Below are 25,513 nucleotides of genomic sequence, written 5' to 3'. Positions count from 1 at the left end.
CTTACTTCTTGCGGAACACCAGGTCGAAGATGTCGCGCCCGGCCTTGACGCCGCGCCGCTCGAACTTCGTCACGGGGCGCCGCTCCGGGCGGGCCGCGAAGCCCTCCTCGGTGTTCTCCAGCGCCGGCTCCGCCGAGAGCACGTCGAGCATCTGCTCCGCGTAGTCGGCGATGTCGGTGGCGCAGTGGAACAGCCCGCCGGAGTGCAGGAGGGCGGCGAGGGTCGCCACGTGCTCGGCCTGGATGATCCGCCGCTTGTGGTGGCGCTTCTTCGGCCACGGGTCGGGGAAGTACACCCGCACCTCGTCCAGGGACTCCGGGGCGAGCCCCTCCCACAGCAGCGGCAGCGCGTCGCCCTGGTAGATCCGCAGGTTGTCGAGGCCGCGCTCCTCGGCCCGGTCCATGAGGTCGGCGATGCCCTGCGGGTACACCTCGACGGCCAGGAGGTCCCGGTCCCGGTCGGCGTCGCCCATCGCGGCGGCGGCCTCGCCGTTCCCCGAGCCGATCTCCAGGACCAGGGGCGCGGTGCGGCCGAACAGCGCGGCGGGGTCGATCCGGCCGTCCTCGGGCGTCCACTCCAGGCCGTAGCGCGGCCACAGGCGCGCGAACGCCTCGTCGTGGCGGGGCTTGTTGCGGCCCTGGCGGAAATTGAACGTCAGGATGTGGCGGTGCTGCGGTTCCTCATCAGGCATAACCGCGCAAGTCTAGCGGTGCGGCGGTTGTGACCCGTCCCCGAACGACGCGCCTCAGCGTTCGAGCTTCGCCGGGGCCTCGTAGGAGCGGCCGCGCACGCCTCCGGAGCCCTCGGGGCGCCTCGGGTCGGGGCGCGGCGGGGGAGCGGGCTCGTCGTCCTCGTCGTCGGCGAACAGGAACGACTCGCGCGTGTCCTCCTCGACGTACCCCTCGTCGGCGTAGTCGCCGTCGGGCTGCTCGGGCACGTAGGTCGGCGGGCCGACCTCCTCGTGCTCGGGCTCGGCGGTGATCATCGCCTTGGGCCGCCTGGGGCGCAGGCGCTTCGCGCGCTCGCGCAGGAACCACACGTACCCGCCCAGCGCCGCGAGGGAGAGCCCCGCGCCGATCCAGAAGCCCGGCCCGCCGATCGCCACGCCGGCGAGTTCCAGCAGGGCAAGGGCTATGAGCACGTAGAGGATGCGGCGGTGTCGCCGCCGCCACCACTCGGCGCGCATCTGCCGGAGCCTGGCCTGCTCGTGCATCTCGGGGTCCTCGCCGGTCAACGACTGGTCGGAGACCAACCGTACCGAGTCGCCGCTACGCGTGCCGCGCCGCTCCCACCCGCGCGCGCCTGAAACGCGCTGAGGCCGTTGGGAGTCAAGGAGATCGTCGAGTGAGCCGTCCGTTTCCTCCGGTTCTGCGGGGTCGGTTCCCGGATCGAGCGCGACGGTCCGGTGGGAGGCGGGACGGGACGGCCGGTGCCCTTCGCGGTCGAGCACGCGCGCGTCGGAGGAGGCCCGGTCGGCGATCATCCGCTCGTCGGGGTCGTAGCGGCGCACCAGGGCCGGGGTCAGGGCCAGCAGGGCGGTTCCGACCAGAAGCGCCAGCAGTACCGATGCGGGCATCGCTCACCTCCTTCGCGTCGTTCGCATCACACCATGCGTCGCCCAACGGTACGCAATCGCCTGACGTATTTCCGACAGTTGCCTGGAACCCGGGCGGGAAGTCCCAATACCATCACACATGGTCACAATCGCATCACAATTCACGGCTATGACGGGTTTTTGCCCTAAACTCCGAGGAATGTCCTGTTCGCCGCCTGCCCGAACCTCGGCGGAGCGGGGCGCAACCGGAGGCCGACTCGCTCGTTAACCCAAGGGAGACAGCGAGAACTCCTCCAATCAAGACGACCCGCGGCGCCTCACCAGCGAGACGCCTCCGAGCCCCCCGATCGTACGAGCTCGGCGCAACCAGGAAGGAGCACCGGCGCACGATGCCCGAGACCGTCCCCGCCGGCGATCCCCGCGGCCCCGGACCCGACGCCCCCGGCGACGTCCCCGCCGCGCTCTCCGACCCCGAGCTCATCGCCGCCACCCGCCGCGGCGACACCACCGCCTACGCCGTCCTCTACGAGCGCCACGTCCACGCCGCCCGCCGCCTCTCACGCATCCTCAGCCGCGACCCCGCGGGCGCCGACGACCTCGTCTCCGAGACCTTCGCGAAACTCCTCCACACCTTCCGCGAAGGCGGCGGCCCCGACCTCGCCTTCCGCCCCTACATGCTCCAGACCCTCCGCAACACCTTCTACGACCGCGTGCGCCGCGACAAGAAGGTCGAGTTCACCGACGACCTCACCGCCCACGACTCCGGCGAGATCTACGTCGACCCCGCCGTCGAGGGCCAGGAGCGCCGCTACGCCGCCCTCGCCTTCGGGAAGCTCCCCGAGCGCTGGCGGATGGTCCTGTGGCACACCGAGGTCGAGGAGGACTCCCCGGCCAAGATCGCCACGATGCTCGGCATGACCCCGAACGGAGTCTCCGCGCTCGCGTACCGGGCCCGCGAGAAGCTCCGCCAGAACTACCTCACCGAGCACGCCGCCGACTCCCCGCGCGAGGAGTGCCGGTGGACCGTGGACCGCCTGGGCGCGCGCGTGCGCGGCAAGCTCGGCGAGCGCGACGTGCAGAAGGTGGACGACCACCTCGACTCGTGCGTCACCTGCAACCTCCTGTTCGCGGAGCTGACCGAGCTCAACTCGGGCCTGCGCTCCGTCATCGCGTGGGTGTTCCTCGGCCAGGCCGCCAGCCCGTACCTCGCGGCGGGCGCGGTCTCGGCCGCGGGCCTCGCCGTCGGCGGGGTGTTCGCGTTCCTCGCCGCCCCGTTCATCAGGGCGTTCAACTGGATCCGCCGGATCGTGCAGCAGCTCGGCACGAAGGGCTCGCTCGCCACCGGCACCGCGGTCGCGGTGGTCGCGGCCGTCGCGGTCTTCGCGCTCACCTCCGGCGAGGAGGAAGAGGAGCCGCAGGCCGCGCCCGACGAGCCCGCGGTCACCGAGCCCGTCGAGCCCGGCCCCTCGGCCGAGGACGACCCGGTCCCCGACCCCGACGACCCCGCGCCGGAGGACCCGGACGACCCCGACCCCGAACCGGACCCCGAGGACCCCGCGGAGGAGCCCGCGCCCGACGAGGAGGACCCGGCCGCGTACGGCATCGCGCACGGCCTGGGCACGAGCGGCCTCGTCGCGGGCGGCGAGGCGATCCTCCCGATCCGCCTCGAAGCGCCCGAGAACTCCGGCGGCGCGTACGCGCCGCGGACCGAGCGGACCGCGGAGTCCGCCGTCGCGACGGAGTCGGCGACTGCGGGCCACGGCCAGGCCGCCGCGACCGACCGCGTCACGCTCGACGTCGTCTTCCCCCCGGGGATAACGCTCGCCTCCGAGACCGCCGACCCCGGCTGGACCTGCGTCGAAGGGGCCACCGTGCACTGCACGATCCCGCAGATGCCGTCCCCCGCCGAGGCGAACCTGCGCATCCGCATCGCTGAGGACGTCTCCGGCTACCAGACCTTCGAGGTCACCGTGGACGGCCCGGGGATCTCCGGGACCACCCGCCTCCAGGTGCCCATCGCCCCCGCCGGGAGCACCGTCGGGTACGCGAGCCTCGACGCCACCGGCGTCACGGCCTCCGGGAACACCTGGATGACCTGCTCGGTCCCCGGCTGCAAGGAGGCGTCGCTGCTCGGCGCGGGCGACCGCTGGCCGATGAAGGCGTACAAGCCGCAGGACGCGCCCGCCGGGCGCGAGGGCGAGGCCGCCTCCGGCGCGGTCCTCGACGTCCCCGGCGGCGCCACCGTCAAGTGGGCGGGCCTGTACTGGGCCGGCGCCCACGAGGACCTGCCGACGGACGTCTCGCTGCACGGCCCCGGCGGCTCCTGGACCTCGCTCTCGGCCGACTCGGTCACCGACACCACGCCGGGCGTGCAGGCGTTCGCCGACGTCACGGGCCTGGTGAACGGCGGCGGCGAGTACTGGGTCGCCACCGACAACCACCAGCTCCCGACCTCCGAGTGCAGCACCTGGCCGATCAGTCTCGACGCGCACTGCATCGCCGAGCAGCACTGGGCGGGCTGGTCCCTGACCGTGGTCTACGCCGAGCCGGGCGCGGACGCGAAGGAGGTCGCGGTCTACGACGGCGCGGCCGCCTCCGACACGGAGATCGAGATCGAGAACGGCGGCGAAGTGGACATCGCGGCGACCCTGTGGGGCGGCTCGGCGAACCGCCGCGGCGACAGCGTCTCCGCAGGCGACCAGCACCTCGGCCAGGCCGCCTCGTGCAAGGCGAACGGCGCGGTGAACAACCCGAACTGGTACGCGTTCGGCGTCGACGTGCAGGTCTACTCCGCGCACACCGGCGAGGCCGGGGTGGTCCGCTTCGAGCGCGGCGACGACCCGTTCATCGTCGGCGTCGTGGCCCTCGCGCAGCCGCACGAGTGAGCCGTTCGGCCCTCCCGGACCGGGCCCGCGACGGGTATCCTGGCGCTTGATGACCACCACCGACACCCCCGCGCGCCGCGGCCTCGCGGCCCGAGTGACCGGGCTGCTGAAGCGCCACGCGGGCGAGCTGATCCGCTTCGCGGGCGTCGGCGGCACCGCCTACATCATCGACTTCGGCCTGTTCAACGTCATGTACCTGGGGATGGACTGGTCCTACTGGTGGGCGAAGATCCTGTCCTCGGTCGTGGCGATGACCGTCGCGTTCTTCGGCAACCGGCACTGGACCTGGCGCGAGCGCCGCGGCTCGGCCGCCGCGCACCGCCAGTACGGCCTCTACTTCTTCTTCAACGGCATCGGGCTGCTCATCTCCCTGGCGTGCATCTGGGCCAACAGCGGCCTCGCGCAGGTGTGGCCGCAGTACTTCGACAACGCCATCGCGGTCAACGTCGCGGCGAACTTCTTCGGCGTCGGCCTCGCCTCGATCTTCCGGTTCTTCGCGTACCGCACCTGGGTGTTCCGTACCCCGAAGCTCACCGAGGCCCTCGAAAACGCCTGAGACGCAGAGCAAAAGGCCCGCACCCTGCCGGTGCGGGCCTTGCGCGTCCGATGGGCTTGCTAGGCGCCGTCGCCCTGGCTCGCGCGGCGCGAGCGGTCGTCCTCGGCGAGCTGGTAGAGCAGCGCCTTGGTCTTGTCGACCCCGGGGACGTCGATGAGCTTGATCTCGCCGTCGTCGGAGGCGGAGTCGATGTTCATGTCGCCGAAGCCGAAGATCCGCTCCCAGACGTTCTGGGTGTAGGACACGGTGTTGACGCGGGCGAGCGGGATGTGGCGGCTCTCGCGGGTCACGAGGCCCTCGCGCCACATGACGCGCTGGTCGGTGATGACGTAGTGGGTGGAGCGCCAGCGGATCCACGGGATCACCGACAGCCACACCAGCAGGACCAGGGTGATGACGACCTCGGCCAGGATCAGCCAGATCTTCCCGTCCCAGTCGAGCTTGGTCGTGTAGGTGACGGCGATGGCGCCGATGGCCAGGAAGACCACGAACCAGAGGACCGGGCCGACGCCTTCCTTCCAGTGCGGGTGGGTGTGGAGCTTGACAACCTCGTCACGGGCGAGCTGGTCGTCGGGATATCCCACTGCGGACCTCCAGGAGTGAGAAATACGGGCCGGGGGCGGTACGAATGTTCAAAAGCACAGTACAACACTTCGTCACCGGCCCCGTGACCACGATTGCGCGCACCGGTTCGCCCTGCGCGCTACGGGACCCAGCCGTTCTTCGCGGCGTGCCACCCGAGCTGGATGCGGGTGTCCACATCGGCCAGGTCCATGAGCTCGCGGACGCGCCGCTGCACGGTCCGCAGCCCGATGCCCAGTTTGGACGCGATGGACTGGTCGGTCAGGCCCGCGATGAGCAGACCGAGCAGGACCGCGTCGTCCTCGTCGATGCGCACGGCCCCTTCGGCGGCGGTGGTCGCGGGGATGCCCGCGGTCCACAGCTGCTCGAACAGGGTCGCGGCGAGACCGGCGATCGACCGGTTCCCGGTGACGATCGCGCGGGGCCGCTCGCCGCCGGGCTCCTCCATGAACACGGTCCGGTCGTCCACGATGAGGACCTTGAGCGGCAGGCGCTTCGCGAAGCGGACCTCGTCGCCCGATTCGAGGGCGTGGCGCACGTAGTCGGCGTAGGGGTCGATGTCGAGGACGGCCCGGTCGAACAGGATGCGGTGGACGACGCCGCGGGCCTGGAGGTCCTGGTGCAGGCCGTCCTCGGGGACGGGCAGGACCATCGGCGGGCGCACGAACGTGCACAGGCTCCGCTCGGCCGCGGCCTTGAGCTGGCGGATGCGCGAGCGGATCGCGGTCGCGCCGGTGACGACCTCCCACTGGCTTCCGCCCGCGTCGGCGGGCCCGGCGCGGTGGAGGTTCAGCAGCTCCCGCAGGGCCTCGTACTCGCCGAGGACCTCGCCGAGCTGGGAGGCGATGCGCCCGCCCAGGACGGCGTCGGGGCCGACGGCGCGGAAGCGGGAGTCGGCGACCATCGTCGCGAAGCCCTCGTCCACGAGGTGCGCCAGGACGCTCCTGACGCGGTCCACGGAGCGCGACGCGTCGGCGGCCAGTTGCGCGACCGTGGCCTCGGACCTGGTCAGCAGGAGCCGGTAGAGCGCCTCGGACTCAGGGTCGAGGCCGGTCGCGCCCGGCGGCTGCCGGGCCGGCCGGGTGCCTTGATGCTCGGGGTCGGTCAATGCGCCACTCCCTCGGGTTCACGCCCGCGGCCGCAGGTGGACGACGTCGCCCGCGGCGACCGTCTCCACCGGCCCGTCGCCCGGGTCGACCTGGAGTCGGCCGTCGGCGTCGATGGCGACGGCGCGGCCGGTCAGGTTGCGGCCGTTCGGGAACGATACCGCGACTTCCCTGCCCAGCGTGTCGGAGTTTTCCTCCCAGCGCTCCACCACGGGCCCCGGGCCCTCGGCGCTCCACGTGCGGTACACGGCCGCGACGTGCGCGAGGAACGTCGCGGCGATGAGCTCCCGGTCGAGGCTCGCGGCCCCCGCGACGAGCAGCGACGTCGCCTGCGGGACCGGCAGCTCCGCCTCGGTGAGCGACACGTTCAGTCCGGCCCCCACGACCACGGCGTCCCCCTCGGCCTGCGCGAGGATGCCGCAGACCTTCCGGCCGTCGATGAGCACGTCGTTGGGCCACTTCAGCTTCGCCCGGACCCCGCACACGGCCCGCAGCGTCTCCTCCAGCGCGACCGCGGTGGCGATCCCCAGCGTCCCCCACTGCTCGCGGGGCGCCTCGGGCCGCAGCAGGAACGAGATTGCGAGGCCCGCCCGGGCCGGGCTCTCCCAGCGCCGGTCCAGGCGCCCGCGCCCGCTCGACTGCTCCTCGGCGATGAGCACGCGCCCCTCGCCGGCCCCGAGCCTCGCGGCCGCCGCCAGGTCCGCGTTCGTCGATCCAGTGACGGCCACCACGTCAAGCCGGGTCCAGAAGTCGGACTTCTCCGACAACAGCGACCACAGGGCGTCGCGGTCCAGTGGCTTTCTCGTCGGTGTGTCCACGCGCATAGCGTAGCCACTCCGGAAGTCGATACGATCCGAAGCGTGACCGACATCGACTTCCACACGACCGCCGGGCGGCTCGCCGACCTGGCCGAGCGCCTCTCCGAATCGGCCACCGGGAACCCCCGGGCGATCGAGAAGCAGCACGAGAAGGGCAAGCGCACCGCGCGCGAGCGGTTGGAGCAACTGCTCGACGAGGGGTCGTTCGTCGAGCTCGACAGCCTGCGGCGCCACCACTCCACCAGCTTCGGCATGGAGGCCAACCGGCCCTACGGCGACGGCGTCGTCACCGGCTACGGCACCATCGAGGGCCGCGAGGTGTGCGTGTTCGCGCAGGACTTCACCGTCCTCGGCGGCTCGCTCGGGCAGGTCTCCGGCGAGAAGATCACGAAGATCCAGGAGCTGGCGCTGCGCACCGGCCGCCCGATCATCGGCATCTCCGACTCCGGCGGGGCCCGCATCCAGGAGGGCGTCGCCTCGCTCGGCGGCTACGCGGAGATCTTCTTCCGCAACGTGCGCGCCTCCGGCGTCATCCCGCAGATCTCGCTCATCATGGGCCCGTGCGCGGGCGGCGCGGTCTACTCGCCCGCGATCACCGACTTCACGGTCATGGTCGACCAGACCAGCCACATGTTCATCACCGGGCCCGACGTGGTCCGCGCGGTGACCGGCGAGGACGTCGGCATGGAGGAGCTCGGCGGGGCCCGCACCCACAACGCGGTCGCCGGCAACGCCCACTACCTCGCCTCCGACGAGGACGACGCGCTCGAATACGTCAAGCACCTGCTGTCGTACCTGCCGTCGAACAACCTCGACGAGCCCCCGGCGTACGAGTCGAAGGACTTCGAACTCGACCTCACCGCCGACGACCTGGCGCTCGACACCGTCATCCCGAACTCCGCGAACCAGCCCTACGACATGCACAAGGTCGTGGAGTCCGTCCTCGACGACGGCGAGTTCCTGGAGACCCAGGCCCTGTTCGCGAAGAACATCCTCACCGGCTTCGGGCGCCTCGACGGCAAGCCCGTCGGCGTCGTCGCCAACCAGCCCATGCACTTCGCGGGCTGCCTCGACATCGACGCCTCCGAGAAGGCCGCCCGGTTCATCCGGTTCTGCGACGCCTTCAACATCCCGATCATCTCCTTCGTCGACGTCCCCGGGTTCCTCCCGGGCACCTCGCAGGAGCACGACGGGATCATCCGCCGCGGCGCCAAGCTCATCTACGCGTACGCCGAGGCCACCGTCCCCAAGCTCACCGTCGTCTGCCGCAAGGACTACGGCGGCGCGTACTGCGTCATGGGCTCCAAGGGCGTCGGCGCCGACCTGTGCCTCGCCTGGCCGACCGCCGAGATCGCCGTCATGGGCTCACAGGGCGCCGTCAACATCCTGTACCGCCGCGAACTCGCCAAGGCCGACGACGAGCAGGCCAAGCGCGCCGAGCTCATGTCCGAGTACGAGGAGAAGCTGAACAACCCGTACGTCGCCGCCGAGCTCGGCCTCATCGACGCGGTCATCCAGCCGCGCGAGACCCGCGCCATGCTCGTGCGCGGCCTGCGCATGAACGCCTCCAAGCGCGACGAGCTGCCCGCGAAGAAGCACGGGAACATCCCGCTCTAGGACCGCCCGGGACGCGCGGACTTCTCACCCGATCCGGTGAGGAGCCCGCGCGTCCCGTTCCGTGCGCACCCCGGCTACCGGCGGAAACCGCATTTCCCCCCGGAGCGGCGTGCACCACTCCCACCCCAAGAGTCCGATCCGGGTACCGTCTATACAGCTGGGAAAGCGGGACGAATCGTCCCGCCGGATATTGGGAGTGTGGGCGATGACACCAATCGGAGGAATGCTTCCAGGACTGCCGTCCCGGCGGTACGCGATCCTCATCGACGTCGGCTACCTCTACGCGGCCGCCGCAGAACTCCTGCTCGACGCCACCTCCAGGCGCGACTACCGGGTCGACGCCGAGAAGCTCATCAAGTCCCTCATCGAACGCGCCGCGATCCGCCTCTCCGACGGCGAACTGCTCCGCCTCTACTGGTTCGACGCCGCCCGCGACCGGGTCCCCACCGTCGACCAGCGCGTCATCGCCAACATGGACTACGTCAAGGTCCGCCTCGGCAACCTCAACTCCCGCGGACAGCAGAAGGGCGTCGACGCCCAGATCCGCTCCGACCTGGAACTGCTCGCCCGCCACCGCGCCATCCACGAGGCGATCCTCCTCGCCGGCGACGAGGACATGGTCCCCGCCGTCGAGGTCGCCCAGGCCTACGGCGTCCGCGTCCACCTCTGGGGCGTCGAACCGCCCTACGGCACCAACCAGGCCGAACGCCTCGTCTGGGAGTCCGACACCGTCGAGACCATCGAGTCCGAAGAGCTCAAGGCCTACTTCACCAAGAGCGGCACCGCCGCCGCGGCCACCCACGGCATGGTCGGCGCCCCCATGGCCGAGCCCGCGCCCGTCGTCCCCAACCCGGCGATGGTCTTCGGGACCCGCCAATCCGTGGCCGTCACCATGACGGCCGCCGACGCGCTCGCGCAAGCGGAGTCGGCGAGGCCAAAATTCGTGCGCACCACGCAGACCGGCGAGAAGCTGGACCCCGAGACCGTCCGCTCCATCGGCGAGTACGTCGGCCACAAATGGCTCCTGACCAGGGGCGCCGACAACATAGCGGACCTCCTGCCCGGGCCCCAGCTCCCCACCGTCATCGACAAGGAGCTGCTAGTGGAAGCCGAGAAGGAACTCGGCTACTCTCTACGCGACCACCCCGAAGCGCGGATCTGGGTCCGCGACGGGTTCTGGGAGCGGGTGCACCGCGAGTTCGACTACGACGAGGAGTAGCACGATGGGACTGGAGCTCAAGGTCCTCCGAGGCAACCCCACGGATGAGGAGCTGGCCGCGCTGGTCGGCCTCATCACCGCGCTCCCGCGCCCCGCCGAGGAGGACGAGGCGCCCGCGCGCCGCGCCGCCTGGTCCAACCCCGGCCTGAAACTGCGCGTCCGCCGCTCCTGGCGCGACACCGCCGTCCCCGCCCGCCGGGGGATCGACCGTTGACCCGGCCGTTCGTCCTCGCTTCGCAGTCGCCCGCCCGCCGCGCGCTCCTCGAAGCCGCCGGGATCGACCCGCTCGTCATCGTCTCCGGCGTCGACGAGTCCCGCGTCATGGGCCACGACCCCGCCGAACTCGCCAGCGCGCTCGCCGAACTCAAGGCCCAGGCCGTCCTCGACCAGGTCAGCCCCGGCTCCCTCGTCCTCGGCTGCGACTCGGTGCTCCACTTCGGCCACGAGATCCTCGGCAAGCCCGAGGGCCCCGAGGAGGCCACGTCCCGCTGGAAGCGGATGCGCGGCAACTCCGGGACGCTCTACACCGGCCACTGCCTCATCGACACCGCCGCCGACCGGCAGATCGTGCGCGCCTCCGGCACCGCTGTGCACTTCGCGGAGGTCTCCGACGAGGAGATCGCCGCGTACGTCGCCACCGGCGAGCCGCTCCACGTCGCCGGGTCCTTCACCCTCGACGGGTACGGCTCCGCGTTCATCGACCGCATCGACGGCGACCCGGGCACCGTGATCGGCCTGTCGATGCCCTTGCTGCGCAACATGCTCGGCGAACTGGAGCTGACGCTCCACCAGCTCTGGCGCTAATTCCGCGTCCACCCGGCGGCGCCTCGTGCGCGTCGCCTCGTACGCGTCCACGGCCTCCAGCTGCCACCTGCGGGCCGCCTCCAGCGTGAACGAGCGGCCGTCCTCGACGTGCGCGAACGCCACCGCCGCGGCCCGGTCCGGGTCCGGCGCGACCAGGGCCTCCAGCAGCTCGGCGTGCTCCTGGCGCTGGCGCTCGGGGTCGCGCTCGACGGTGAGGTGGAAGACCCAGCGCATCCGCGCCTCCAGGGGCTCCATGATCTGGGCGAGCAGCGGGTTGCGGGCGGCGGCGACGAGCTCGCGGTGGAACGCGGCGTTGGCCTCGGTCCGGGAGGACGCGGCCTCGCGGGGGAGCACGCACGCCTGGAGCTTCAAGAGGTCCTCGGGCGCGGCGTTGGCCGCGGCGAGGCGCGCGGCGACCGGTTCGAGCCCGGCGCGCACGTCGAAGAGGTCGGCGATGTCCTTCGGGGTGGGCACGGTGACGATGCTGCCCTGGCCGGGGACGGCGGTGACCAGGCCGTCGGCGGCGAGCCGCTGGAGGGCCTCGCGCAGGGGGATGCGGGAGACCTCGAACTCCGCGGCGAGGTCCCGTTCGATCAGGCGCGCGCCAGGGCGCAGCCCGACGGTGACGATGCGCTCGCGCAGCGCCTGGTAGACCTGGTCGGCTCGGCTCATGGTGCTCCTCGGAGGTGGACGGAGGCCCGTCAACGGTATACGGTCCATGTTAGTGGTATACCGTTAACTGCGGGAACCGTTGAGGGAAGGACCGACACCATGACCGACCTGCTGCTGCGCGACGCCCGGCTCTGGGGCCGCGAGGGACGCACCGACGTGCTCGTCCAGGACGGCCGCATCAGCGCCATCGGCGACGCTCTGAAAGACGAAGGCGCACAGGTCGAAGACCTCGCCGGCGCCGTCGTCGTCCCGGGCCTCGTGGACGCGCACGCCCACGTCGACAAGACCCTCTGGGGCGGCCCCTGGGTCCCGCGCACCGCAGGCCCCGGCCTCGCCGCCGCCATCGCCTACGGCCGCGACCGCCGCGCCGAGTTCGGCGTCCCCAACCCCGACTTCATCACCGCGCTGCTCACCAACATGGTCGTCTCCGGGACCACCCACGCCCGCTCCCACGTCGACGTCGACCCCGGCATCGGCATCGGCGCGGTGGAGGCCGTCCTCGAAGGCGTGCAGCGCCTCGACGGGCGCATCGACGTCGAGCTGGTGGCCTTCCCGCAGACCGGCATCCTCGTCAGCCCCGGCACCGCCGAACTCCTCGAAGAGGCCCTCAAGGCGGGCGTCAAGTCCATCGGCGGCATCGACCCCGCCGGGTTCGACCTCGACGCCGAGACCCACCTCGACCTCGTCTTCGCGCTGGCCGCGCAGTACGGGGCCGAGATCGACATCCACCTCCACGACGGCGGCGACCTCGGCATCCGGGAGTTCGACCTCATCATCGAGCGCACCCGCGCGCTCGGCTACACCGGCAAGGTGGTCATCAGCCACGCGTTCGCGCTCTGCGACGCCGACGACGCCACCCGCGAGCGCCTCATCGCCGACCTCGCGGAGCTGAAGATCGGCCTGACCTCCGTGGCGCCCAGGCAGATCCTGCCGCTGCGCGAGCTCGACGCGGCTGGCGTCACGATGGGCATCGGCAACGACGGTGTGCGCGACCTGTGGAGCCCCTACGGCACCGGCGACATGCTCCAGCGCACCCAGTGGTTCGCGCGGAACGCCGGGTTCAGCCGCGACGCCGACATCGAGCTGGCCCTCGAAGCCGCCACGTTCGGCGGCGCGCGCCTGCTCAAGGTCGAGGGCTACGGCCTCGCTGTCGGCGACACCGCCGACCTCGTCGCCGTGCCCGGCCGCACCCCGTCAGAGGCGGTCCTGGAGCACCGCCCGCGCACGCTCGTCGTCAAGAACGGCCGCGTCGCGGCCCGCGGCGGCGCACTCGTCTAGCGCCACTTGATGCCGCACCCCATCGACGGGTAGTGCGGCTCGGGCACCGGTTCGCCCTTGCGGACCCGCTCGATCGCGGACGCGAGGTACTCCCCGGTGACGGGCACGCCGTTGCCGGGGGTCGAGCCGTCGAACGCGCCGCGGTAGGCGAGCTTGCGATCGGGGCCGTAGAGGAAGAAGTCCGGCGTGCAGACCGCCCGGTAGGCGCGGGCGACCTCCTGCGACTCGTCCACCAGGTACGGGAACGTCCACTGGGCGCGCGCGACCTGCTCGGCGAGCCCGGCCGGGCCGTCCTCGGGGTGGGAGGCGGTGTCGTTGGCGCAGATGGCGACCGTGTCGAGGTCGGCCTGGCCCGCGGTGAAGCTCCCGAAGGTCTGCTCGATGTGGCGCACGTACGGGCAGTGGTTGCAGGCGAAGGCGACCAGGAGCGCGGGCGCCGTGAAGCTCTCCAGCGACCGCACCTCGCCGTCGAGGTCCGGGAGGGAGAAGTCCGGCGCGGCCGTACCGAGCGGGACCATGGACGAGTTGAGGGCCACGGGAATCGCACTCCAGAGGTAGACGGTGGTCTCCATCGTAGAGACCGGGGTGCCCCGGCTCAACCTTCGGCTTTCGGAGGCGGCGGGGCCCCGGGCCAGGACCTCGCCTTTCTGGACTACCTGGCCCGGGGCCCCGCAAAAAAGGCGGCGGGGCCCCGGGCCAGGTAGTCGGGACCCCGCCGCGGGCCGTCCGTCTACCCCACTTCGGCGGACGGCCTCCTGGTGATGGCGGCGAAGTCGCTTGTCGAGCAGGCTTGGAAACCCGCCGCCACGCCATTTCCGGGCGTGGAATAAGCCTAGAACCACCCAATCGACTTGCGAAGTCAAAAACCCGACAAGTGCAGACATTGTCATTAGTGCATGAAACAGGGTGGGGGAGAGGGAAAGGCTTTCCAATCCTTACTCCCCAGTGGACGAGTCTTCTTCGCTTTGTCGCGGTTCCCGTTGCCCCGGTGGGTATACCCGCGCCGACACCTCGACTTGCGCGATCCGGCGCAGCGCCTCGAAGATCGCGTCCCCCAGGACCGTGCCGACGACCATCGCCTCCAGAATCTCGTCGCGGTCGCTGCGCATCTGGAGCAGCTTGAGGTCGAACTCCGCCACGATCTCGGCCGCGCGCGCGTACTCGCCGGTCATGTCGACCATGTCCGAGAGGCCCAGCTCCCGCAGCCGTCCGATCGCGTCCGCGAGCGTCCAGACGTACCCGTGCTCCAGGGGGACCGCGTTCCAGCCGCGGCCGCGCACGATCGCCTTCGCCGTCGCCACGTCCTCCTCCGCGGGCGCCTCGGCCGGGACGCGGTGCTGCGACAGGGCCCGGCTCGCGACGCCGAGCGTCGAGTCCAGGTCGCGGCGCGGGTCCTCGATCTCGGCGAGCACCTCGCGGACCTTCGCGATCGGCACCGACCCGACCTCGACCATCGCCCGCACCAGGCGCAGCCGCCGCACGTGCTCCTCGCCGTACTCGACCTGGTTGTGGCCGCGGCGCTCGCCGCCGGAGAGCAGGCCCTCGCGCACGTAGTACTTGATGGTCGCCGCGGGGACCCCGGTCCTCGCGCTCAGCTCGCCGATTCGCATGGGTCTTTCTTACCCGAAGCGGCGTTGACGGTGGCCGATCTCAGGTGATAGTTTCACTATCGATAGTGAAACTCACACCAGGAGCACCCCATGACCGCCACCCTCGGGCGACCGCCCGCGGCCCGCAAGGGCCGGGCCGCCGTCCTCACCGTCGCGATCCTCAGCGTCGCGATCGTCCTGTACGCCGTGCCCGCCTATCTCGTCCCCGACGTGGACTCCCGCGTCGGCATCCGCGAGGACGTGCCGTTCCATCTCCCGTTCCTCGTGGTCCACGCCGCCACGGCCGGGATCGCGCTGCTCGTCGGCCCGTTCCAGTTCTTCGCCTCGATCCGCGACAACCACCCGAAGGTCCACCGGGTCCTCGGCCGCACCTACCTCCTCGCGGGGGTCCTGCCCGGCAGCCTCAGCGGCATCGTCGTCGCGTTCCTGACCACCGCCGGGCCGGTCCCGATGGCCACGTTCGTGCTGCTCGACGTGTGGTGGTTCTACTCGGCGCTGCGCGCCTACCGGGCCGTGCGCGCCCGCGACTTCGCCGCGCACCGGGAGTGGATGCTGCGGAACTTCGCGGGGACCTTCGCGGCCGTGAACCTGCGCGTCTACCTCGGCCTGTTCATCGCGCTCCAGCTCCCGCTCCTCGACGGGTACTACGGCGGGGACTTCGAGCCGCTGTTCGACGCCGCCTACACTTCGGCGGTCGTCTCCTCGATCGTCCTGAACGTGGCCTTCATGGAAATCTACTTGCGGCGCAAGCGGAAGCGGGGCACCGTCGTTCAGAGCACAGCAGGGGCCTGAGAGCGAAGGAGCACCACATGGGCAGCGAAGCGTACGAGATCTCCACTGACCCCGACCGGCTCGACCGGGACTGGGTCCACCGGGTCATCTCCACGGACACGTACTGGGCCGAGGGCCGCACCCGCGAGGACATGGACCACGCGATCGCGCACTCCCTCGTCTACGGCGTCTACGGGCCCGGCGGGCAGGTCGCGTTCGGGCGGCTCGTGACCGACCGGACCTACTTCGCGTGGCTCAGCGACGTCTTCGTGGACCGGTCCGTGCGCGGGCAGGGGATCAGCAAGCTGCTCATGAACCGGATCGTCGCCGACGCCGAGGAGATGGGCGTCAAGCGGGTCGTGCTCGCCACCGCCGACGCCCAGGGGCTCTACCGGCAGTTCGGGTTCGAGGAGATCGCCGACGGCTACAAGTGGATGTACCGGGTCTGGGACGCGCGGCCGTAGCGGCCCGGCAGGTGGCCGAGCACTCGCCGGTCCATGATCGGCGGACGGGGGTCGCGCGGGCGCGCTAGGCTGGTGCGTCCCGAATTCGAGCGAGGAGCGCCGTGTCCCAGGAACCAGGCCCCGCCGACGAACGCCGCCCGGAGGACGTCGACACGTCCCACGCCGTGCCCGATCCCGATCCCGCCAACACCCCTGAGCAGGAGATCGCGATCGAGCAGGAGTTCGTCGACCGCGTCTACAGCCGCGTCGACGTGCTCCGAGGCGAAGCCGAGGGCAACCGCGACTCCGGCTACGCCCACCTCGCCGCCACCGTGCCCGGCGCGCGGTACGAGCGCGACGTGTTCGTCTACCAGGCCGCCCGCCGCATCGCCGACCTCGACTCCCAGCACGAGGGGCTCGTCTTCGGGCGGCTCGACTTCGACGACGGGAAGGTCCGCCACATCGGACGCCTCGGCGTGCGCGACGAGGAGTACCGCACGCTCCTGGTCGACTGGCGCGCCCCCGCCGCCGCCCCGTTCTACCGCGCGACCGCCGTCGACCGCCAGGAGGTGGCCCGGCGGCGCGTCATCCGCTCGTTCGGCCGCTCGGTCGAGGAGATCAGCGACGACCTGCTCAACGAGGACGCCGCCGAGCGCCTCCCCGTGATCGGCGACGGCGCGCTCATGGCCGCCCTGGGCCGCAAGCGGACCGGGCGCATGCGGGACATCGTCGCGACCATCCAGGCCGAGCAGGACGCCGCGATCCGCGCGCCCGGGCGCGGCGCCACGATCATCACCGGCGGGCCCGGCACCGGCAAGACCGTCGTGGCCCTGCACCGCGCCGCGTTCCTGCTCTACCAGGACCGCAGCCGGTACGAGGCCGCGGGCATCCTCGTCGTCGGGCCCTCCGCGGTGTTCATGAAGTACATCGGCCGCGTCCTCCCCAGCCTCGGCGAGGAGACCGCCGCGCTGTACTCCCTCGGCGAGCTGTACGCCGGGGTCGAGGCGGTCCGCCAGGACCTGCCGCAGGTCGCGGCCGTCAAGGGCGGCACGATCATGCTCCCGATCCTGCGGCGCCTGGTCCGCCAGACCCCGCCGGGCGCGCCCGACGAGCTGCGCATGGTCTACCGCGGCGACGTGTTCCGCCTCGACGCCGCCGACCTCGCCGCCGCGCGCGCCCGCGTCTTCGAGAAGGAGCCGCGCCCCAACCTCGCCAAGACCGAGGCCGGCCGCGCCCTCCTCATCGCCCTGTGGCGCAAGATCAAGCCCGTGATCCCCGACGCCGAGCCCGCGAAGTTCTCGCGCGACGTCGGCTCGCGCGGCGAGTTCCTCACCTTCCTCGACCACTGGTGGCCCGACCTCGACCCCGCCGAGGTCCTCGGCTGGGGCGGCGACGCGCGCCGCCTCGCGTCCGCCTCCGAGGGCCACCTCAAGCGCGAGACCGTGGACCTGGTCGCCGCGTCGCTGCGCGAGGCCGACTTCTCCATCCCCGACGTGGCGCTCCTCGACGAGCTGCGCCTCCTCCTTGGCGTCAGGGCCCAGCCGCGCGGGCGCGACCGCATCCGCTCGTGGGACGGCATCCAGGAGGTCTCGACCGCTCAGGACCGCTTCTACGACCGGCCCGAGCGCCAGGCCCGCGACGCGTTCTACGAGGACTACGCGCACGTCATCGTCGACGAGGCCCAGGACCTCTCGCCGATGCAGTGGCGCATGCTCTCGCGCCGCGGCCGCGCCGCCGGGTGGACCATCGTCGGCGACGAGGCCCAGTCGAGCTGGCCGCGCCCGAAGGAGTCGGCCGACGCCCGCCGCCGCGCCGTCCCGCGCGGCAAGATCCACGAGTTCCACCTGACGAAGAACTACCGGAACTCCATGGAGGTCTTCGAGTACGCCGCCGAGTGGGCCAAGCCGCGCCTGCGCAACATCGACCTCCCCGAGGCCGTGCGCGAGACCGGCATCCCCGTCGAGGCCCGCACCGTGGACGCCGACGCGCTCCTCCCGGAGCTCGCCAGCGCCGTCGCCGAGGCCCTCGGGGCCGTCGAGGGCACCGTCGGCGTCATCGCGCCCTACGGCCGCCACGGGGAGCTCGCCGCGGTCGTCACCGACGACCGCGTGACCCTGGTGGGGCCCTTGGAGTCCAAGGGCCTGGAATGGGACGCCGTGATCGCCGTCGACCTCGACGCGGTCGCCGCGGCCCACGGCCCCGGCGTCGCCTACGTGGTCCTCACCCGGGCCACCCAGCGGCTCAAGCGGATCGACCTCGCCTAGGACTGGTCGCGGGCGGCCTTCTTGGCCCTGTCGTTCCTTCTGACGAGCCAGACGAGGAGGGCCGCGGCGAGCACGCCCGGTCCCATGTGGACGAGGAGGACGCCGAAGAGGCTGGGGCCGCCCCAGTCCTCGGCGTACGAGGACGGGTCCGAGAAGTCGATGACGAAGGGCTCCATGAGGGCCCGCACGATGAAGTAGCCGCCGACGACGAACGCCAGGACCCACAGGACGCGTTTCATGGCACGACTCTAGTGGGCCGGGCGGCGCTTGAGGAACCTGGCGGTGCCCAGGGTCAGCAGGAGCTGCGCGATCCCGTAGGTCGACATGACGGCGAGTCCCGCGCCGGGGATGTCGTACCCGGCGACGCCCAGGCCCAGGATCGAGTCGGAGACGACGAACAGCAGGCCGCCCCAGCCGAGGGGGTGCTTCAGGGTGTTCCAGAACCCGAGCACTCCGGCGAGGGCGGCCATGGCGACGAGGAGGAGGCTGTACACCGCGACGGGCACGGCGAGGGGGCCGAGCTGCGTCCACAGTGCGGTGATGAGCCCGGCCCAGAACGCGAAGTAGGAGATGAGGACGACGCGGCCGCTGTCGAACGCATGGATGGCGCCGAGCTTGACGAATGCGGCGATGTAGAGGACCTGCATGACCGCGAACAGGCCCATGCCCGTGAGGAACGCGGGCGTGCCCTCGACCAGGAGCGCGAGGTCGGCGGCGCAGGCGAACAGCAGGCCCGCCGCGAAGAGGCGGGCGACGGTCTGGCCCGGCGCGAGGGCGGACCGGAGGTAGCCGAGGAGCAGGAGCGTCAAGGCGCCCTTGCTGACCCACCTGACGCCGTCCCAGCCGAAGGCGACGGCCAGCAGCTCCACGGCCAGCGCCGCGCCGAAGGCCCACAGCCAGGCCCGGGCGGGCACGCGTGCGGAGGGGAGGGGATCGCTCATGAACGGTGAGGCTACAGGTTCCGGATGTTGACGGTCTCCCCCTGGACGACCTTCTCGGGCCCGCCGCCGTAGAAGTTGTTCTGGAACATGACCTGCTGTCCTGCCTGGTTCACCTGGGTCACTTCGATCTTGCGGCCCGCGAGCTGCTCCAGCTTGGAGAGGAACCCGGGGTCGGCGGCGGCGGCCTCCTCGATGGCGGCGGCGAGGTCCTCGACCGGGGCGCGGCCGGTCTCGGCGCGCATGAGGACCGCTTCCTGCTTGTCGTCCTTGGCGAAGCGCTCCTTGACGAACCGTCCGGCGGCGACGATCCCGCGGGCGGCCTCCTCGGCGAGTTTCCCGGCGGCGGCGGTGGCGATCGAGACGAGAATCGGATCCATGGCGGTGCCCCTTCGTGGTGTGCACCGCCAAGCCTATTCCGGCGGGGCCACCGCCGGGGCGGTCAGGTTCCACAGGGTCACGGCGTGGCCGCCGTGCTCGTAGCCGAGGGCGCCGACCGAGGCGGTGTCGATGGTGAAGTCGCGGCCGTCGCGGGGCGGGCGGCCGAGCCAGCGGGCGGCGGCGACGCGGAGGCTGTGGCCGTGCGCGACGAACGCGACGTCGCCCTGGACGAGCAGCGGCTCGGCTTCGGCGAGCGCCCGGTCGAGGCGGGCGGCGACCTGCTCGGGGCGCTCCCCTGCGGGGCCCTTGCCGCCGTCGGTCCACAGGGACCAGTGCGGGTCCTCGGCGGCGATCTCGTCGCCGGTGCGGCCCTCGTAGTCCCCGTACGCCCATTCGGCGAGGTCGGGGATGACGGCGTCCACGTCGAGCCCGGCGAGGTCGGCGGTGACCAGGGCCCGCTTGCGGGGGCTGGACCAGACCGCGGCGAACCGCCGGCCCGCCAGGAGCGGCTTGAGCGCCTTCGCCTGGGCCGCACCGTGCTCGGTGAGGTCGAGGTCGGTCACGGACGTGTGCTGCCCTGAGGCCGACCAGGTCGTCTCGCCGTGGCGGATGAGCACGATCTCTCCCATGCCCGCCACCCTAGCCGCCGGACCGGACCGGCACGCGTGTTCAGGCGGCCTCGGCGAGGAACACGCCCATGCGGCCGTCCTCGTCGGTCCAGCACGCTTCGGGCGCGAAGGCGGCGGCGCGCAGCTGCGTCTCCAGTTCGCCGCGGTGGAACTTGACGGAGATGCCGGTGCGGATCTCCTCGCCGGCCGCGAAGGACACGTCCAGGTCCAGGTCCGCGATCCGGACGGTCATCGGCTTCAGGGCGCGCAGGCGCATGTCGACGGTGTCGGTGCCGCCGTCCCAGAGGGCGACGTGCTCGAAGTGCTCGGGCGCGAAGTCGGCGCCGAGGCGGTGGTTGAGGACGTGGAGGACGTTCCGGTTGAACTCGGCGGTGACGCCCGCGGCGTCGTTGTAGGCCGCGAGGATCACCTCGGGGTCCTTGACGAGGTCGGCGCCGAGGAGGAACCGGTCGCCGGGGCGCAGGGCCTCGCGCAGGTCCTGGAGGAAGCGGCCGCGCTCGGGGCCGGTGAAGTTCCCGAAGGTGCCGCCGAGGAACGCGACGAGGCGCGCGGACCCGCTGTCGGGCAGCTGGGAGAGGTGGCGGGTGAAGTCGCCGACGATCCCGCCGAGCCGCACGCCCGGGTAGGCGGGGGCCAGCTCCGCGAGCACGTCCCGCACCTCCCCTTCGGCGACGTCGAAGGGCCAGAACGCGTCGAGGCGCCCGGCGGCGGCGAGGGCGTCGAGGACCGGGCGGATCTTCTCGGCGCGGCCCGCGCCCAGTTCGACGACGGCGACCGGGCCGGCGCCGAAGGCCGCGATGGCGGCGGCGTTGTCGCGCAGGACGGCGCGCTCGGCGCGGGTCTGGTAGTACTCCGGCTGGCGGGTGAGCTCCCCGAACAGGGCCGAGCCGCGCCCGTCGTAGTGCAGGCGCATCGGGAGGTGCTTGGGTTCCGAGGTCAGGCCGCGGCGCACGTCGAGGCGCAGCGCGGCGTCGAGGTCGTCCTCGGCGATGCAGATCCGGAGTTCCTGGTGTGGCACGAGTCCATTTTATGCCGCTGGTGTCCGGATTGCGGGCGTGTGGGGGGCGCGGGTCAGGGCGCGCCGGGGACGGTGCACGCGTGGGCGGCGATCTGGCTCGCGTACCGCAGGGCCGCGGCGACCACGGTCGAGTTGCCCCAGGACGCGAGGCGGTCGAGGCGCATCCAGCCCGCGGAGGTGAGCCAGCCGAGCAGGCCCGAGGTGTAGGCGTCGCCCGCGCCGATCGCGTCCACGAGGTCCACGGGCGGCGCGGTGGCCTCGGTGGTGTGGTTGCGGTGGAAGGCGACCGACCCGGCGTCCCCGAGGGTGACGACGACGAGTTCGGGCCCGGCGCCGAGCCATTCGCGGGCGACCCGGTCGACGGGCGTGCCGGGGTAGATCTGCGCGAGGTCGCGCTCGGAGACGCGCACGAGGGTCGACAGGCCCACGAGCCGCTCGGTGCGCTCGCGGACCTTCGCGGCCTCGCCCATGACGCCGAGGCGCAGGTTCGGGTCGAACGTGACGGGCACGGAGCCGCGGGCGCGGGTGACCCAGTGCTCGATGGCGCGCGCCGACGGCTCCAGGTAGGCCGCGAGGGACCCGAAGTGGACGAGGTCCACCGCGGCCGGGTCGGGCTTGGGCAGAGCCCGGCCCTCCCACGCGAAGTCGGCGGTGCCGGTCGTCCAGTAGTCGTAGCGGGCGGTGCCGTCGCCGTTGACGACGGCGAGGCCGAGCGTCGAGGGCAGGTCGGTGCGCTGGAGCCAGTCGCGGCGCACGCCCGCGGAGATGTGGCGGCGCCACACGCGCCGCCCGAAGTGGTCGCCGCCGACGGAGCCGACGAGCGCGGTGGGGATGCCGCGCTTGGCGAGCGAGACGGCGGTGTTCGCGGGGCCGCCGCCGCAGGTGGGGCGGAGCTGGCCGCCGGGTGCGGGCACGAGGTCGATGACGTTCTCGCCTGCCACGAGGATCAACGGGGGCTCCTTCCGGTCGGGCGCGGGTGCCGCTGCACGAAAGGTTATTGCAGTGCCCCGAGGGCCCGGAAGTCGGATTCGCGCCTCGTTGGCGGCGTGCGTCCCGGTTCGGCCGCATCGCGGCCCGGCGGCGCGGGGACTCGTGCGCCACCCCGCGGCGGGGCGGCTCGGGGCGCGCCGCGGCGGTCGTCCAGGATGGGGGCATGTCCAGCGAAGAGGTCACGGCCGCGGAGGCCGACATCGACGGGGCCCGGGAGGCCGCGGAGGCGAACGCCGAGTCCGCGAAGGCCAAGCGGCCCAAGCCCCGGCGCATGCGCGACATGGCGCTGTCGATGGCGGTGCTGCTGGTGCCGCTCGGCCTCGTCTACTGGGGGTGGGGCTGGATCGCCGAGGACCGGCAGGTCAGCGTCGTGGACACCGGCGAGAACTACGCGACGGCCGCGAGCCTGGGCCTGCCCGCGATCGAGCCGGAGCTGGGCGAGGACTGGAAGCCGATCTCCACGCACCTCGCCGCCGACGGGACCGTGACGACGCTGCGCACCGGCTGGTACTCGCCCGACGGCAACGGCCTCCAGGTCGCCGAGACCTCCGGCGACCCGACCGCCGTCGACGAGGGCCTCACCGGCGCGGGGACGCCCGTGGAGTCCGCCGGGATCGAGTGGGCCTCCTACGACCTTGACTCCGGCGAGGCGTGGGTCGCGGTCATCGACGGCGCCACGGTCGTGCTCTCGGCCGAGACCGACGGCACGGGCGACCTCGACGCCCTCGCCGCGGGCGTCGCCGCCGCCTCCTGACCCGCGGGGACTAGTCCCCGTCCGCCTCGGGCTCCGTGCGGGCCTTCAGGCGCTCGCGGGCGCCCTCCAGGTGCGACTGGCACCGGTCGGCGAGGGCCTCGCCGCGCTCCCAGAGCTTGAGGGACTCCTCCAGGGTCGCCCCGCCCGCCTCCAGGCGCTCCACGGTCGCGACCAGCTCGGCGCGGGCCTCCTCGTACGTCAACTGCTCGTCGCTCACGCGTCGTCCTCCGTCGTGTCCGTTGCCGTCTGCTCTGTCGTCGTCGCCACGACCGCCGCCCGCAGCGCGCCCGCCGCGAGGCGCACCTCCACGGCCTCCCCGGCGTCGGCCGCGTCCCGCAGGACCGCCCCCGACGCGGTGTCCGTGACGATCGCGTAGCCGCGGTCCAGTGTGGACTGCGGGGAGAGGGTGCGCAGCCGCGCCCGCAGGTGCTCCAGCTCGTCGGCCGAGCGCTCCAGCCGCGATCCGACCCGGGACCGCATGCGGTGCACCAGGTTCGCGACCGCCTCCGACCGGGCCTCCAGCATCGACTCGGGCCGCGCGAGCACCGGCCGCGCCCGCATCGCGGCGAGCCCGTCCGACTCGCGCACGAGCATCGCGTGCAGGGCCTGCCGCAGCCGGGTGCGGCTGATGTTGAGGCCGCGCTGCTCCTCGGCGAGGTCGGGGACGACCTTCTTCCCGGCCTCGGTGGGCGTGGAGGCGCGCCAGTCGGCGACGTAGTCGAGGATCGGCGTGTCGGGCTCGTGCCCGATCGCCGACACCACCGGCGTCACCGCCTCGGCGACGGCCCGGCACAGCGTCTCGTCGGAGAACGGCAGCAGGTCCTCCATGGAGCCGCCGCCGCGGGCGATCACGATGACCTCCACGTCCGGGTCCCGGTCGAGCTCGGCGAGCGCCGCGCACACCTCGGTGACCGCGCGCGGCCCCTGGACGGCGACCTCGCGGACCGCGAAGTCCGCGGACGGCAGCCGCGCCTTCGCGTTCTTGAGCACGTCGCGCATCGCGTCCGAGGCCCGCCCGGTGATGAGCCCGATCCGGTACGGCAGGAACGGCAGCGGCTTCTTCCGGTCGGCCGCGAACAGGCCCTCGGCGGCCAGCAGCTTCTTCAGCCGCTCCAGTCGCGCGAGCAGCTCCCCGAGCCCGACCTGCCGGATCTCGCGCACGTGCAGCGACAGCGACCCGTTCTTGTCCCACCACTGCGCCTGCGCCCGGATGACGACCTGCGCGCCGTCGCGCAGCGGCGGGTCGCACGCGGCGACCGCGCCGGTGAAGTCCACGACCCGCATCGACACTTCCGCCGAGGGGTCGCGCAGCGTCAGGTACACCGTGCGCCCCCGGTGGCTGATCTCGGTGATCTGCCCCTCGGTCCACACCTCCCCGAGCCGCGCCAGCCAGTCGCCGATCTTCTTCGACACCACCCGCAGCGGCCACGGGTTCTCGGCGCTCATCGGAGCGCCGGGCCCGGTGGCCGGTGCGTCCTGGCCCTGCGCTGGGCTGCTCTGCTCTGCGGCGGTCACGTGGCCAGAGTAACTGGGGGGTGTGACGAAACCGGGCGTCCGGTTACCATCGAGGCGTGGCAGACCCGAAGCGAGTGTTGTTGGCCAAGCCGCGCGGGTACTGCGCGGGCGTGGACCGGGCCGTGGTGACCGTCGAGAAGGCGCTGGAGCTCTACGGCGCTCCCGTCTACGTGCGCAAGGAGATCGTGCACAACCGGCACGTGGTGGACACGCTCGCCGCGAAGGGCGCGGTGTTCGTGGAGGAGAACGCGGAGGTCCCGCCCGGGTCCGTCGTCGTGTTCTCCGCGCACGGCGTGGCGCCCGAGGTCCACGACCAGGCCGCCGAGCGCGGCCTCAAGGCGATCGACGCGACCTGCCCCCTGGTGACGAAGGTCCACAAGGAGGCCCGCCGCTACGCCGAGGACGACTACGACATCCTCCTCATCGGCCACGAGGGCCACGAGGAGGTCGTCGGCACCGCCGGGGAGGCCCCCGAGCACATCCAGCTCGTGGACGGCCCCGACGCCGTGGACGGCGTGAAGATCCGCGACCCCGAGAAGGTCGTGTGGCTGTCGCAGACCACGCTGTCGGTGGACGAGACCATGGAGACCGTCGACCGGCTCAAGAAGCGCCTCCCGATGCTCCAGAGCCCGCCCAGCGACGACATCTGCTACGCGACGCAGAACCGCCAGCAGGTCGTCAAGGACATCGCCGCCGAGTGCGACGTGATGCTCGTCGTCGGCTCCAAGAACTCCTCGAACTCGGTGCGCCTCGTGGAGGTCGCCGTGCAGCACGGCGCCCGCTCGGGCCACCTCATCGACTTCGCGCACGAGATCCAGGAGGACTGGCTCGACGGCGCCGCGACCGTGGGCCTCTCCTCGGGCGCGTCGGTCCCCGACAACCTCGTCCAGGACGTCCTGTCGCACCTCGCCCAGCGCGGGTTCACCAGCGTCGAGGAGTTCGAGCCGGTCACCGAGAAGATCACCTTCCAGCTCCCGCGCGAACTCGTCACCGACCTGCGCGCCGCCGGCCGCGCCTGACCCGATCGGGTGACACGGGCGCCTGCGGCGCCCGTTCCTGTCGGACCCGCCGGGAAGGATGGGCCTACCTTTCCCCGGGTGGGTGGGGG

At 72.2% G+C, this 25,513-nt stretch carries 27 protein-coding genes and 1 pseudogene; 12 read left to right on the top strand and 16 right to left on the bottom strand.

Features of this window, described 5'->3' with window-relative positions; genetic code table 11:
* Window position 1: 1 nt before the first annotated feature.
* Both trmB and ACFFXY_RS14855 read right to left on the bottom strand, forming a co-directional pair.
* The gene (trmB, locus tag ACFFXY_RS14860; protein WP_382352026.1) at window positions 2-691 is read right to left on the bottom strand and encodes a tRNA (guanosine(46)-N7)-methyltransferase TrmB; all 690 of its coding nucleotides are present in this window, start codon (window positions 689-691) and stop codon (window positions 2-4) included.
* A gap of 54 nt (window positions 692-745) precedes the next feature.
* Window positions 746-1,576 (bottom strand): hypothetical protein, encoded by an 831-nt coding sequence (locus ACFFXY_RS14855; RefSeq protein ID WP_382351808.1) that lies wholly within the window; start codon window positions 1,574-1,576, stop codon window positions 746-748.
* Between the two features lie 368 nt (window positions 1,577-1,944).
* Between ACFFXY_RS14855 and ACFFXY_RS14850 the strand changes: the two genes are divergently transcribed.
* A complete protein-coding gene (locus tag ACFFXY_RS14850; protein ID WP_382351805.1) occupies window positions 1,945-4,440 on the top strand; it encodes a sigma-70 family RNA polymerase sigma factor in 2,496 nt (831 codons plus the stop codon).
* 49 nt (window positions 4,441-4,489) lie between these two features.
* Window positions 4,490-4,996: a GtrA family protein gene (locus ACFFXY_RS14845; protein ID WP_382351802.1), complete on the top strand. Its 507-nt coding sequence runs from the start codon at window positions 4,490-4,492 to the stop codon at window positions 4,994-4,996.
* A gap of 59 nt (window positions 4,997-5,055) precedes the next feature.
* Here ACFFXY_RS14845 and ACFFXY_RS14840 read toward each other — a convergent pair whose 3' ends face one another.
* The 3 genes from ACFFXY_RS14840 to ACFFXY_RS14830 form a co-directional block, all read right to left on the bottom strand.
* Complete coding sequence (locus ACFFXY_RS14840; protein WP_382351799.1) at window positions 5,056-5,580, bottom strand: PH domain-containing protein; 525 nt, start codon at window positions 5,578-5,580, stop codon at window positions 5,056-5,058.
* Window positions 5,581-5,699: 119 nt separating this feature from the next.
* Window positions 5,700-6,686, bottom strand: coding sequence for a hypothetical protein (locus tag ACFFXY_RS14835; RefSeq protein WP_382351796.1), 987 nt, complete (start codon window positions 6,684-6,686; stop codon window positions 5,700-5,702).
* A gap of 18 nt (window positions 6,687-6,704) precedes the next feature.
* Window positions 6,705-7,508 (bottom strand): biotin--[acetyl-CoA-carboxylase] ligase, encoded by an 804-nt coding sequence (locus ACFFXY_RS14830; protein ID WP_382352023.1) that lies wholly within the window; start codon window positions 7,506-7,508, stop codon window positions 6,705-6,707.
* 27 nt (window positions 7,509-7,535) lie between these two features.
* On the opposite strand from ACFFXY_RS14830, the gene ACFFXY_RS14825 reads away from it, so the two are divergent.
* The 4 genes from ACFFXY_RS14825 (at window position 7,536) to ACFFXY_RS14810 (ending at window position 11,142) form a co-directional block, all read left to right on the top strand.
* Window positions 7,536-9,119, top strand: a complete 1,584-nt coding sequence (locus tag ACFFXY_RS14825) for an acyl-CoA carboxylase subunit beta (protein ID WP_382352020.1) — start codon at window positions 7,536-7,538, stop codon at window positions 9,117-9,119.
* Window positions 9,120-9,342: 223 nt separating this feature from the next.
* Window positions 9,343-10,338 carry an NYN domain-containing protein gene (locus ACFFXY_RS14820; protein ID WP_382351794.1) on the top strand — a complete coding sequence of 332 codons (996 nt, stop codon included), beginning with the start codon at window positions 9,343-9,345 and terminating at the stop codon, window positions 10,336-10,338.
* Between the two features lie 4 nt (window positions 10,339-10,342).
* Window positions 10,343-10,552: an acyl-CoA carboxylase subunit epsilon gene (locus tag ACFFXY_RS14815; protein ID WP_382351791.1), complete on the top strand. Its 210-nt coding sequence runs from the start codon at window positions 10,343-10,345 to the stop codon at window positions 10,550-10,552.
* The gene (locus ACFFXY_RS14810) at window positions 10,507-11,142 is read left to right on the top strand and encodes a Maf family protein (protein ID WP_382352017.1); all 636 of its coding nucleotides are present in this window, start codon (window positions 10,507-10,509) and stop codon (window positions 11,140-11,142) included. The genes ACFFXY_RS14815 and ACFFXY_RS14810 overlap by 46 nt, the downstream gene beginning before the upstream one ends.
* Before the next feature lie 162 nt (window positions 11,143-11,304).
* Here the strand turns inward: ACFFXY_RS14810 and ACFFXY_RS14805 are convergent.
* Window positions 11,305-11,814 (bottom strand): annotated as a pseudogene (locus ACFFXY_RS14805) (GntR family transcriptional regulator); the annotation flags it as partial.
* 99 nt (window positions 11,815-11,913) lie between these two features.
* On the opposite strand from ACFFXY_RS14805, the gene ACFFXY_RS14800 reads away from it, so the two are divergent.
* Window positions 11,914-13,092, top strand: a complete 1,179-nt coding sequence (locus tag ACFFXY_RS14800; protein WP_382351789.1) for an amidohydrolase — start codon at window positions 11,914-11,916, stop codon at window positions 13,090-13,092.
* Here the strand turns inward: ACFFXY_RS14800 and ACFFXY_RS14795 are convergent.
* A complete protein-coding gene (locus ACFFXY_RS14795; protein WP_382351786.1) occupies window positions 13,089-13,664 on the bottom strand; it encodes a thioredoxin family protein in 576 nt (191 codons plus the stop codon). The genes ACFFXY_RS14800 and ACFFXY_RS14795 overlap by 4 nt on opposite strands.
* A gap of 363 nt (window positions 13,665-14,027) precedes the next feature.
* Window positions 14,028-14,702 (bottom strand): MerR family transcriptional regulator, encoded by a 675-nt coding sequence (locus ACFFXY_RS14790; RefSeq protein ID WP_382351783.1) that lies wholly within the window; start codon window positions 14,700-14,702, stop codon window positions 14,028-14,030.
* 90 nt (window positions 14,703-14,792) lie between these two features.
* Here ACFFXY_RS14790 and ACFFXY_RS14785 point away from each other — a divergent pair, with 90 nt between their 5' ends.
* The 3 genes from ACFFXY_RS14785 to ACFFXY_RS14775 all read left to right on the top strand — a co-directional run bounded on the left by ACFFXY_RS14785 (window position 14,793) and on the right by ACFFXY_RS14775 (window position 18,180).
* Window positions 14,793-15,494: a DUF2306 domain-containing protein gene (locus tag ACFFXY_RS14785; RefSeq protein ID WP_382351780.1), complete on the top strand. Its 702-nt coding sequence runs from the start codon at window positions 14,793-14,795 to the stop codon at window positions 15,492-15,494.
* A gap of 17 nt (window positions 15,495-15,511) precedes the next feature.
* Complete coding sequence (locus ACFFXY_RS14780) at window positions 15,512-15,937, top strand: GNAT family N-acetyltransferase (protein ID WP_382351777.1); 426 nt, start codon at window positions 15,512-15,514, stop codon at window positions 15,935-15,937.
* 101 nt (window positions 15,938-16,038) lie between these two features.
* A complete protein-coding gene (locus ACFFXY_RS14775; protein ID WP_382351774.1) occupies window positions 16,039-18,180 on the top strand; it encodes a HelD family protein in 2,142 nt (713 codons plus the stop codon).
* On the opposite strand, the gene ACFFXY_RS14770 is transcribed toward ACFFXY_RS14775, so the two are convergent.
* The 6 genes from ACFFXY_RS14770 to ACFFXY_RS14745 are packed head-to-tail and all read right to left on the bottom strand — an operon-like array spanning window position 18,177 to window position 22,087.
* Window positions 18,177-18,419 carry a hypothetical protein gene (locus tag ACFFXY_RS14770; RefSeq protein WP_382351771.1) on the bottom strand — a complete coding sequence of 81 codons (243 nt, stop codon included), beginning with the start codon at window positions 18,417-18,419 and terminating at the stop codon, window positions 18,177-18,179. The two genes, ACFFXY_RS14775 and ACFFXY_RS14770, sit on opposite strands and share 4 nt — an antisense overlap.
* Window positions 18,420-18,428: 9 nt before the next feature.
* On the bottom strand, window positions 18,429-19,121 hold the full coding sequence (locus tag ACFFXY_RS14765; RefSeq protein WP_382351768.1) for a lysoplasmalogenase: 693 nt from the start codon (window positions 19,119-19,121) through the stop codon (window positions 18,429-18,431).
* 11 nt (window positions 19,122-19,132) lie between these two features.
* Window positions 19,133-19,498 (bottom strand): hypothetical protein, encoded by a 366-nt coding sequence (locus ACFFXY_RS14760; RefSeq protein WP_382351765.1) that lies wholly within the window; start codon window positions 19,496-19,498, stop codon window positions 19,133-19,135.
* Window positions 19,499-19,531: 33 nt separating this feature from the next.
* Entirely contained in the window at window positions 19,532-20,128 is a 597-nt protein-coding gene (locus tag ACFFXY_RS14755) for a histidine phosphatase family protein (RefSeq protein WP_382351762.1), read from the bottom strand.
* A gap of 40 nt (window positions 20,129-20,168) precedes the next feature.
* A complete protein-coding gene (egtD, locus tag ACFFXY_RS14750) occupies window positions 20,169-21,146 on the bottom strand; it encodes an L-histidine N(alpha)-methyltransferase (protein ID WP_382351758.1) in 978 nt (325 codons plus the stop codon).
* Between the two features lie 53 nt (window positions 21,147-21,199).
* The gene (locus tag ACFFXY_RS14745; protein ID WP_382352014.1) at window positions 21,200-22,087 is read right to left on the bottom strand and encodes a carbohydrate kinase family protein; all 888 of its coding nucleotides are present in this window, start codon (window positions 22,085-22,087) and stop codon (window positions 21,200-21,202) included.
* A 212-nt stretch (window positions 22,088-22,299) separates the two neighbouring features.
* Here ACFFXY_RS14745 and ACFFXY_RS14740 point away from each other — a divergent pair, with 212 nt between their 5' ends.
* Window positions 22,300-22,890: a DUF4245 family protein gene (locus tag ACFFXY_RS14740; RefSeq protein WP_382351755.1), complete on the top strand. Its 591-nt coding sequence runs from the start codon at window positions 22,300-22,302 to the stop codon at window positions 22,888-22,890.
* A 10-nt stretch (window positions 22,891-22,900) separates the two neighbouring features.
* Here ACFFXY_RS14740 and ACFFXY_RS14735 read toward each other — a convergent pair whose 3' ends face one another.
* Together ACFFXY_RS14735 and xseA are read right to left on the bottom strand one after the other, a co-directional pair.
* On the bottom strand, window positions 22,901-23,107 hold the full coding sequence (locus ACFFXY_RS14735; RefSeq protein WP_382351752.1) for an exodeoxyribonuclease VII small subunit: 207 nt from the start codon (window positions 23,105-23,107) through the stop codon (window positions 22,901-22,903).
* Window positions 23,104-24,336, bottom strand: a complete 1,233-nt coding sequence (gene xseA, locus ACFFXY_RS14730; protein WP_382352011.1) for an exodeoxyribonuclease VII large subunit — start codon at window positions 24,334-24,336, stop codon at window positions 23,104-23,106. The genes ACFFXY_RS14735 and xseA overlap by 4 nt, the downstream gene beginning before the upstream one ends.
* A 125-nt stretch (window positions 24,337-24,461) precedes the next feature.
* Between xseA and ACFFXY_RS14725 the strand changes: the two genes are divergently transcribed.
* Complete coding sequence (locus ACFFXY_RS14725; protein ID WP_382351749.1) at window positions 24,462-25,424, top strand: 4-hydroxy-3-methylbut-2-enyl diphosphate reductase; 963 nt, start codon at window positions 24,462-24,464, stop codon at window positions 25,422-25,424.
* The last annotated feature ends 89 nt before the right edge of the window (window positions 25,425-25,513 follow it).

This window comes from Glycomyces mayteni, assembly GCF_042428885.1.
Classification (GTDB): Bacteria; Actinomycetota; Actinomycetes; order Mycobacteriales; family Micromonosporaceae; genus Glycomyces; species Glycomyces mayteni.
This window is presented reverse-complemented; position numbering and strand designations above follow the sequence as displayed.